The sequence below is a fragment of the Streptomyces sp. NPDC059874 genome (genome assembly GCF_042731135.1).
Lineage (GTDB): Bacteria > Actinomycetota > Actinomycetes > Streptomycetales > Streptomycetaceae > Streptomyces.
Window position 1 is genome coordinate 1 of sequence record NZ_JBHWJY010000015.1, and the last position, 10,044, is coordinate 10,044.

Here is a 10,044-nt window from a genome sequence, read left to right on the forward strand (position 1 = left end):
GCATCGAAGACGCGGACGTCGCGGAACTGTCCCTCGAGATCACTGAACACCTGCGTGGGGAGATCCGCCGCCATGGCCAGCACTGACACCACCCCCGAGGCGAAGGCCAAGCGTACGGACGACCTCGCCGGGCTCGAAGCCGGCTTGGACGCCCTCGACGCCGTCGAGAGCCACCGCACCCCGATCCGCGAGATCCTCACCCAGAAGGTCCTGCCCCCGGTCCTGGCCGTCGGTCTCGTCCTGCTGGTCTGGCAGGTCCTGGTCGCGGCGAAGGTCACCGAGGAGACCAAGCTCCCGGCCTTGTCCGCAGTGTGGGACAGCCTGTCCGACATGTGGATCAAGGGCACCCTGCTGGAGGTCATCTGGACGTCCGTCTCGCGCGGCCTTCTCGGCTTCCTCCTCGCCCTGGCCATCGGAACCCCCCTCGGCCTGCTCGTCGCCCGGGTCAAACTGGTCCGCGCCGCGATCGGCCCGATCCTGCAGGGCCTGCAGTCCCTGCCCTCCGTGGCCTGGGTGCCCCCGGCCGTGCTCTGGTTCGGCCTCAACGACGCCATGATGTACACGGTGATCCTGCTGGGCGCCGTCCCGTCCATCGCCAACGGCCTCGTCTCCGGCATCGACCAGATCCCACCGCTCTACCTGCGGGCCGGCCGCACCCTGGGCGCCACCGGCCTGCGCGGCGCCCGGCACATCGTCATGCCCGCCGCGTTGCCCGGCTACCTCGCCGGCCTCAAGCAGGGCTGGGCCTTCTCCTGGCGCTCCCTCATGGCCGCCGAGATCATCGCCAGCTCCCCCGACCTCGGCCTCGGCCTCGGCCAACTCCTCGAGAACGGCCGCAACAACATCGACCTGCCGGGCGTGTTCCTCGCGATCATCCTGATCCTCGTCGTCGGCATCGCCATCGACCTGCTCATCTTCAGCCCCATCGAGCGGTACGTGCTGCGCAGCCGCGGCCTGCTGGTCAAGAGCTGAAGAACGGATCGCCCTCACACGGGATGCCGCGCCACATCCCACCGCACGGCGGCCGGCACGTCCGGCACCCGCACCGGCTCCGCAGAGGCATCGCCTACCGCGGAGCCGGTGCTGCTGTATGCGGCAGGAAAGGCCGCCGTACCCCCGTGCCCGCGCGGGCGCGATTCGGCGTCCGCATCGTGGCCGCCGGGCGGTCCACGTTGTGGGCGCCGTAGTGGCGGATCTTGCCACCCGTCCTCTGAAATGGCAGGTCAGGACAATATGAACGAGTCATCAGGTGGCGCAATACAGCGGCAACACCATCGGGATCGCTCTGCCGGTACGTTCCATTCCATGCCAGCCGAACCCGCCCCCGCCGCCCTCCCGGTCGCCGCCGCGCGCCGCCGGCGGCTGCGTGCGGACCAGGCCCGGCAGCTCGCCGACCTGCTGCGCCACCAGATCCTGGCGGGCGGCTTCCCCCGTGGTGTCCTGCCCCTTGAGGACGTCATCGCCGCCGACTACCGGACCAGCCGCAACACCGTCCGGCAGGCCCTGGACCTGCTGAGGGGCGAGCAACTCATCGACCGCCAGCCCGGAGTCGGCACCGTGGTGGTCTGCGAGAAGTACCGCCACGGGCTGGACCGACTCCAGGGCCTGGCCGAGACCCTGCACGAGCACGGCCGGGTCACCAACGAGGTCCGTACGGTCGGACCCGTCACGGCCCCCGGCCCGGTGGCCCACCGGCTGGGTCTGCCCGAACACACCGATGTGCTCTGTATCGAGCGGCTGCGCCGCCTCAACGGACTGCCGCTGTCCCTCGACCTGTCCTACCTGCCCATGGACGTGGGCGGTGAACTGCTCGGCTGCGACCTGGAGAACACGGACGTGTTCCGGCTCCTGGAGTCACTGACCGGGGGGCCGCTGGGCCACGCAGAGATCACGCTGGAAGCCGTCAACGCCGACGCGCACTCCGCCGCGGTGCTCCAGGCCCCGCGCGGGGCGGCCGTACTGATGCTGGAACGGCTGACCCACCTGCCGGACGGCCGGCCCGTGGACCTGGAGTTCATCCGGTTCCGCGGCGATCGCATCACCATGAGCGGCGTGCTGCGCCGCTCCCTCTGACTCTTCTGAGCCCCTGAGCCTCCCGGTCCTCGAGCACCTCCCGTCTTCCTTCCCTTCCTCCTGTTCCCGCCCTTCGGGGCCGCCCTTGGAGACAGTCATGCCTCTTGTTCCTCAGCGCATCGACGTGCCCGTGACCATCGACGAGTCCAAGTGCATCGACGGCTGCACGCTCTGCGTCGACATGTGTCCGCTCGACTCGCTCGCGATCCGCGAGGACAACGGCAAGGCGTACATGCACGTGGACGAGTGCTGGTACTGCGGCCCGTGCGCCGCGCGCTGTCCCACCGGCGCGGTGACCGTCAACATGCCCTACCTGCTCCGGTGAAAGGCCCTCACCCCATGCGATCCAGAATCATCACCCCCGCCGTATCGATCACCTTGCTCCTCCCCCTCGCCACCGCCTGCGGCGGCGGCAGCGGCGACGGCAAGGCGGGCGGCGCTTCGAAGACGGTCACGGTGACCGTCGGCTACCAGTCCAAGACCATCAACACCGTCACCGCCGGCACCCTGCTGCGCTCCCTCGGCTACTTCGAGGAGGAGCTGGCGGCGCGCGGCAAGAAGGAGGGGGTCACGTACAAGGTCGACTGGCAGGACTACGCGACCGGCGCTCCCATCACCGCTGCGATGACCGCCGGGAAGGTCGACATCGGTTCGATGGGTGACTTCCCGCTGCTGCTCAACGCCGCCCGGGGCAAGGAACTCAAGCAGCCGACCGGACTGGTCTCGATCACGGGCTACAACCTGCGCGGCGGCCTCAACACGGTGGTGACCGCCCCGGACTCGAAGCTGGAGTCGCTCGCCGACCTGGGCGGCAAGAAGGTGTCCACGAGCGTGGGATCGGCCGCCGACGGGACCCTCATCCGGGCCCTGCAGCGCGCCGGGATCGACCCGGAGAAGGGCATCCAGAAACTCAACCAGCAGCCCAGCGTGGGGGCTTCGGCCCTGCAGGCGGGCAGCGCGGACGCGCTGTCGCAGTTCGTGGCCTGGCCCGGACAGCTGGCCTTCGAGGGCCGGGCGAAGGCTCTGTACGACGGGGCCGAGTTGGACCTGCCCACCTTCCACGGAGTCACCGTCCGGCAGAAGTTCGCCGGCGAACAGCCGGGCGTACTCGACGACTTCCTGAAGGCACAGCACCGGGCGACCGACTACCTGCGGGCGAAGCCGGTGGAGGCCGCCGAGTCGGTGGCGAAGGAGACAGGGCTGCCGGCCGAGGTGGTCTACCTCTACAACGGCGCGAACGGCATCGCCACCTTCGACCCGGAGCTCCGCCCGGAGCTGATCGCCGCGCTCAAGGAAGACGTGCCGGTGCTCAAGGCGGCCGGGCTCGTGGGCGACGTGGACGTGGACGCCTTCGTCGACCCGGCGCCGCTGAAGCGGGCCGTGCAGGCCCCGGCCTACCCGCGGGCGGGCGCCGCCAAGTCCGAGCTGTGGCTGAAGGGGCAGACCACCACCCGTACCTTCGACAGCCCCAAGGAGCTGCTGAAGGCCGCCAAGGGCGCGGACGCGCGGGCCGCGTACGTGCCGGACGCGCTGACCGGCACCCTGTGGTTCGCCGACAAGGCGGTGTGGGTGGCGGACGGCGCCGAACTGCTCGCCTTCGTCACCCCGGCCAGTGCGAAGCGTTACGTAGACGGTCACGCCGGGGCGCGCGTCATCGGCTACGCGGACGCCGTGGGGCTCGCGTCATGAGTGCGGGCCGCCGGCTGGTCCGGGTCGCCTCGCTGGCCGCGGCCCTCGGGGCGTGGCAGCTGCTGACCTCCCTGGACGTCAACCTGTGGCTGCGGTTCGAGCAGTTCCCGACGGTCGGCGAGGTGGCCTCCGCCTTCGCCGACCGGCTCGGCACCGGACCCTACTGGCAGGACCTGGGCCACAGCCTGCGCCGGATCGTGGTGGGCTTCCTGCTGGCCGCGGTGCTGGGGGTGGCCGTCGGCACGGCGATCGCCCGGTCCCGGTGGGCCGCCGACCTGCTGGGCCCGCTGGTGGAGGTGGTGCGGCCGGTGCCCGCGATCGCCCTGGTTCCGGTCGCCATCCTGCTCCTGCCGACCAACGAGCAGGGCATCGTGTTCATCACCTTCGCCGCCGCCTTCTTCCCGGTGGTGGTGTCGACCCGGCACGCGGTCCGGGCGCTCACTCCGGTCTGGGAGGAGGCCGTGCTGACCATGGGAGGCGGCCGGCTGCGGGTGCTGTTCTCGGTGGTGCTCCCCGGCGCCCTGCCGGGCATCTTCGGCGGCCTCTCGGTGGGCATCGGCGTCGCGTGGATCTGCGTGATCTCCGCGGAGATGATCTCGGGCGAGTACGGAGTGGGCTACCGCACCTGGCAGTCGTACACGGTCATCGACTACCCGGGGGTCTTCGTCGGCATGGTCACCATCGGCGGCCTGGGATGGCTCACCTCGACCGCGGTGGAGCTCCTGGGCCGTCGCGCCACCGCCTGGCTGCCCCGCCCGGCCGCACGGGGGGCTGCCGGCGTACGGCGTCCTACGTTCCGCGGAGCCGACCGCACCCCCGTGAGCACGGGCGCCGACCCCGCGGTCGCGCCCGCTGCCGCCGTCACCCCCGTTCCCCGGAAGGAGCCGGTCCCATGAGCACCGCGATCCAGCCCGCCGCGCCCCCTTCGGCCGGGGCCGCACTCGCGCTGAAGGACGTACGGCTCGGCCACCCGGACGGCGTCGCCCTGCCGGGCACCGTCACGCTGCGCATCGCACCGGGCGAACTGCTGGCCGTGGTCGGGCCCTCCGGCTGCGGGAAGTCCACCCTGCTGCGCACCCTCGCCGGTCTGCTGCCCCCGCTGGAGGGGCAGGTCACACAGGACGGTGAGTCGATCGTCCGGCCCGCCGCCGACCGGGCGCTGGTGTTCCAGCACGACGCCCTGCTGCCCTGGCGCAGCGTGCGCGCCAACGTGGAGCTGCCCCTGGCGATCCGCCGGGTCCCGCGGGCCGAGCGGCGGCGGTCCGCGGCCGACTGGCTGGACCGGGTCGGTCTGGCCGAGCACGCCCACAAGCTGCCGCACCAGCTGTCCGGTGGTCAGCGGCAGCGGGTCCAGCTGGCCCGCGCCCTGGCCGGCCGGCCCCGCGCGGTCCTGATGGACGAACCCTTCGGCGCGCTCGACGCGCACACCCGCGCCGAGATGCAGGACCTGCTGGTGGACATCCTGCGAGGGACGGGCGCGACCGTCGTCTTCGTCACCCACGACGTCGACGAGGCCCTCCACCTCGGCGACCGGGTCGCCCTGCTGGGCTCCGGTCGGGTGCTGGACGTTCCCCATCCGCGCGAGCGCGACGCGCAGCGCGCCCCCGAGACGGCCGAACTGCGCCGCCGCATCCTCGAATCCCTCTGAAAGGCCCCTCCCGTGGAGACCCTGGTGGACACTCCCCTGTCCGTTCCCGCCCTCGCCGACGCGACCGAACTGTCCTGCGACGTCCTCGTCATCGGGGGCGGGACCGCCGGCACCATGGCCGCGCTGACCGCGGCCGAGCGCGGTGCGCGGGTGCTGCTGCTGGAGAAGGCGCACGTACGACACTCCGGCGCGCTCGCCATGGGCATGGACGGGGTCAACAACGCGGTCATTCCGGGCCGGGCCGAGCCCGACGACTACGTAGCCGAGATCACCCGCGCCAATGACGGGATCGTCGACCAGTCCACCGTCCGGCAGACCGCGACCCGCGGCTTCGCCATGGTCCAGCGCCTGGAGTCGTACGGGGTGAAGTTCGAGAAGGACGAGCACGGCGAGTACGCGGTCCGCCAGGTGCACCGGTCCGGCTCGTACGTGCTGCCGATGCCGGAGGGCAAGGACGTCAAGAAGGTCCTCTACCGGCAGCTGCGGCGGCGCGAGATGCGGGAGCGGATCCGGATCGAGAACCGGGTCATGCCGGTCAGGGTGCTGACCCATCCGGACGACGGTCGGGCCATCGGCGCGGCCGGGTTCAACACCCGCACCGGGGAGTTCGTCACCGTGCGGGCGGGTGCGGTGATCCTGGCCACCGGGGCCTGCGGCCGGCTCGGACTGCCGGCCTCCGGTTACCTGTACGGGACGTACGAGAACCCCACGAACGCGGGTGACGGCTACGCGATGGCCTATCACGCGGGGGCCGCGCTCACCGGTATCGAATGCTTCCAGATCAACCCGTTGATCAAGGACTACAACGGGCCGGCCTGCGCGTACGTCGCCAACCCGTTCGGCGGCTACCAGGTGAACCGGCACGGCGAGCGGTTCGTGGAGTCGGACTACTGGTCGGGACAGATGATGGCCGAGTTCGCCGCCGAACTCGCCTCCGACCGGGGCCCGGTGTACCTCAAGCTCAGCCATCTGCCCGAGGAGACCGTCACCGCCGTCGAATCGATCCTGCACACGACGGAGCGGCCCACCCGCGGCACCTTCCACGAGGGCCGCGGCCACGACTACCGCACCCACGACATCGAGATGCACATCTCGGAGATCGGTCTGTGCGGAGGTCACTCCGCCTCCGGGGTACGGGTGGACGCACACGCCCGCACCACCGTGCCCCGGCTGTACGCGGCCGGCGACCTGGCCTGCGTACCGCACAACTACATGATCGGCGCGTTCGTCTTCGGCGACCTGGCCGGCGAGGACGCCGCGCGGTACCGGGCCTTCGAGGGCGAGCTGCCCCAGGACCAGCTGGCCGCCGCCCACGAGCTCGTCTACCGGCCGCTGGGCAACCCCGACGGGCCACCGCAGCCGCAGGTGGAGTACAAGCTGCGGCGGTTCGTCAACGACTACGTGGCACCGCCGAAGACGGGGGCGAAGCTGTCGCTGGCGGTGGAGGCGTTCACCCGGATGTCGGGGGAGATCGTCGGGATGGGGGCGCGTACCGCGCACGAGCTGATGCGGTGCGCCGAGGTCACGTTCATCCGGGACTGCGCGGAGATGGCCGCCCGGGCCTCGTTGGCCCGCACCGAGTCCCGCTGGGGCCTGTACCACGAGCGGATGGACCATCCGGAGCGCGACGACACGGGCTGGCTGCACCACCTCGACCTGCGCAAGTCGCCGTCCGGGGCGATGGAGTTCACCGCCCGGCCCGTCGAGCCGTACGCGGTGCCGGTGGCGGAGTTCACGCCGACACCGGGACCGGAGCGCAGGCTGGGCGAGGTCACGCTGGTGCCGGTGGCCACGGCCGGCCCGCGGGACGCCGCGCCGGCCGCCCGACCGGCCGCGCCCGGCGCCGCGCCCGCGTCGGCGCCGACCGCGGCCGAGGCGCCGGAGGTGCCCGCTCCCAGTCCCGCCCTGCTGCGCCTGCTCTCCCTCGCCGAGGAGTCCCCCGACCTGGAGGCGCTGCGCCCCTACCTGGCCGACGCCGATCCCGGGGTGCGGGCGGCTGCCGTGGCCACCCTCGGCGAGACCGTGCCGACCGGCGCCGGGCCCGCGCTCGCCGCGTGCCTGCGGGACCCGGCCCCCCGGGTCCGGGCCGCCGCCTCGGCCGCGCTGCGCGAGCTCGTCGAAGTCCTGCCGGCCGAAGCGGAGTTGGGGGCCGGGCTGCGGGCGGCGCTGGACATCGCCGACCCGGGCGTCCGGGCCGCCGCGCTCGACGTGCTGCGGACCCTGCGGCTGGGTGACGCGGGGGTGTACGCCGCGGTCTACGCCGCCGCCCTCGCCGACACCGACATCGAGGTCCGCACCACCGCCGTCCGCGCCCTGGTCTCGGTGGACGCGGCGGCGGAACTGGCGGTGGCCGCCGCCGACCGGGCCCGCGAGGTCCGGGTCGCGGTGGCCCGCGGCCTGGCGGCCGTGCGCGCGCCGGCCCCGGAACCGCTCGACCCGCTGCTGGACGACCCCGACCCGCTGGTCCGGGGCGCCGCCCTGGGCGCGCTGGCCGCCACCGGATGCCCGCCGCGGTACGCCGAGCGGGCCGCGGCGGCGCTCGCCGACCCCGCGTGGCAGGTCCGGGCCGGCGCCGCGACCGCCCTGCGGGCAGCGCCGCCCACCGAGGCGGTCCCCGCCCTCGCCAAGACCCTGGCCGACCCGAACGCGGACGTCCGCAAGGCCGCGGTCCTCGCCCTGCTCCCCCACCGCGACGCCCCCGGGGCCCGTACGGCCCTCGCCGCGGCCACCACCGACCCCGACGCCGACATCCGCGCCTACGCGTCCCGCGCGGCTTCCTGACCGAGCGGGCCAACCCAGGTCCGCGCAACTGGAGTTCCACATTTCACATGCCGTCCATGGACCGGCCTCACCCCCGCCCCTAACCTCATCCGCATGGCAGCAGGAATCCCTCTCACTGCTCGCCGCCACCTCGATCTGGGCAGGTTGGCGAGCGCGCTGTGTCCGATCTCCGGGACACGACGCTAGTCACGTTCCTTCGCACGGGATCCCCACCTGGCATCCCACATCGGTCCGCCCCGAGGGGCCCGGCCGGCCGATGCCTGACTCTCGTCTCTCTTCCATCCCTTCACGGCAGTCGATCTGCCGTACCCGTACGCGCTGCGGAACCAGGAGAAGACATCCCATGAGCGACAACAGCAGACCCCGAGTGAGCCGCCGCGGATTCCTCGCCGGCACGGCGGCCGCCGCGGCCACCGCGGCGGTCCCCGCCATCGCCCAGGTGGCGGCCGGCAGTCCCGCCGCCGCCGCGACCCGCCCCAACATCCTGCTGATCGTCACCGACGACCAGCCCAAGCACACCGAATGGGCCCTGCCGAAGACCACGGCCTGGCTGGCCGACCAGGGCGTGAAGTTCACCAACGGGCACGTCACCACCCCGCTCTGCTCGCCCTCCCGGTCGTCGGTCCTCACCGGCCGCTACGCCCACAACCACGGCGTCCGCAACAACAAGGCCTCGTACCGGCTCGACCAGAGCACCACTCTGCCCCGCTACCTGAAGCAGGCCGGCTACCGCACCGGCCTGTTCGGCAAGTGGCTCAACTCCTGGACCCTGTCCGACAATCCGCCGCACTTCGAGGACTTCGCCCTGCTCCAGCCGGGGTACGTCGACGCGCAGTGGAACGTCAACGGCACGGTCCAGACGATCAACGGGTACACCACCAACATCATCAAGAACCGCACCCTGGGCTTCCTCGACAAGGCGACGACCGACACCCGGCCCTGGTTCGCGTACGTCACCCCGTACGCCTCCCACGGCCCGCGCACTCCCGAGGCGAAGTACGCCGGCACGGCCGTCCCGGACTGGAACGGCAGGCCGTCCGTCCCGGAGAACGACCGCAGCGACAAGCCGGCGTACATCCGGAACGCGACCGGCACCCTCGCCGACGGCAAGCAGATCCGCGCGGAGCAGCTGCGCACCCTGCTCACCGTCGACGACACGGTCCAGGCGTTCAAGGACAAGCTCCAGGCGCTCGGGCAGCTCGACAACACCCTGGTCATCTACATCGCCGACAACGGCTTCGGCTGGGCCGACCACGGCTGGACCAAGAAGTCGGTGCCCTACCGCCCGGCGCACGAGGTGCCGTTCTACCTCTCCTGGCCGGCCGGCGGCCTGGGCGCGGGGACCACCGACAACCGCATCACCGCCAACATCGACATCGCCCCCACGGTCCTCGACGCGGCGGGCATCACGCCCACCCACTCGGTGGACGGCAAGTCCCTGCTGACCTCGTACAGCCGCGACCACCTGCTCGTCGAGTGGTGGGAGCAGGGCGCGAACGCGGGCGGTCCGCCCACCTGGTCGTCGTACGTCGCCAAGAACAAGCAGTACACGGAGTACTACGACCTCACCACCGACGGCAACGGCACCGTGTCCGGCACGGGACAGCTGAAGTTCCGCGAGTACTACGACCTGACGGCCGACCCGTACCAGCTGACGAACAAGCTGTACCAGGCCACCCCGACGGACGAGCAGAACCTGGGCATCCCCGCCCTGGCATCACAACTCGCCGCGGACCGCGTCGCGTAGCGCGACCCCCCCCCGGGGGGCCCCCGCGCAGGCCCCCGGGGCGCGCCCCCCCCCCCCCCCCCCCCCCCCCCCCCGCCCGCAGCTATAAGAGCGGGCCCCCCCCCCC

General features: G+C 72.3%; 8 protein-coding genes and 1 pseudogene. All 9 read left to right on the plus strand.

Annotated features, from left to right (window positions below; translation table 11 throughout):
- A pseudogene (locus tag ACFV9H_RS11440) lies at positions 1–86 on the plus strand (ABC transporter ATP-binding protein); the annotation flags it as partial.
- Entirely contained in the window at positions 73–972 is a 900-nt protein-coding gene (locus ACFV9H_RS11445; protein ID WP_385396450.1) for an ABC transporter permease, read from the plus strand. The pseudogene ACFV9H_RS11440 and the gene ACFV9H_RS11445, both read left to right, overlap by 14 nt.
- Positions 973–1,305: 333 nt before the next feature.
- A complete protein-coding gene (locus ACFV9H_RS11450; protein WP_385396452.1) occupies positions 1,306–2,073 on the plus strand; it encodes a GntR family transcriptional regulator in 768 nt (255 codons plus the stop codon).
- A gap of 97 nt (positions 2,074–2,170) precedes the next feature.
- Positions 2,171–2,398 (plus strand): ferredoxin family protein, encoded by a 228-nt coding sequence (locus ACFV9H_RS11455; RefSeq protein ID WP_385396454.1) that lies wholly within the window; start codon positions 2,171–2,173, stop codon positions 2,396–2,398.
- Positions 2,399–2,412: 14 nt separating this feature from the next.
- Positions 2,413–3,762 (plus strand): ABC transporter substrate-binding protein, encoded by a 1,350-nt coding sequence (locus tag ACFV9H_RS11460; protein ID WP_385396456.1) that lies wholly within the window; start codon positions 2,413–2,415, stop codon positions 3,760–3,762.
- Positions 3,759–4,658, plus strand: a complete 900-nt coding sequence (locus tag ACFV9H_RS11465) for an ABC transporter permease (protein WP_385396458.1) — start codon at positions 3,759–3,761, stop codon at positions 4,656–4,658. Before ACFV9H_RS11460 ends, ACFV9H_RS11465 begins: the two co-directional genes overlap by 4 nt.
- A complete protein-coding gene (locus tag ACFV9H_RS11470; protein WP_385396460.1) occupies positions 4,655–5,410 on the plus strand; it encodes an ABC transporter ATP-binding protein in 756 nt (251 codons plus the stop codon). Before ACFV9H_RS11465 ends, ACFV9H_RS11470 begins: the two co-directional genes overlap by 4 nt.
- A gap of 24 nt (positions 5,411–5,434) precedes the next feature.
- Positions 5,435–8,191: a fumarate reductase/succinate dehydrogenase flavoprotein subunit gene (locus ACFV9H_RS11475; protein ID WP_385396462.1), complete on the plus strand. Its 2,757-nt coding sequence runs from the start codon at positions 5,435–5,437 to the stop codon at positions 8,189–8,191.
- A gap of 343 nt (positions 8,192–8,534) precedes the next feature.
- Positions 8,535–9,938 carry a sulfatase gene (locus ACFV9H_RS11480; protein ID WP_385396464.1) on the plus strand — a complete coding sequence of 468 codons (1,404 nt, stop codon included), beginning with the start codon at positions 8,535–8,537 and terminating at the stop codon, positions 9,936–9,938.
- Positions 9,939–10,044 lie beyond the last annotated feature (106 nt).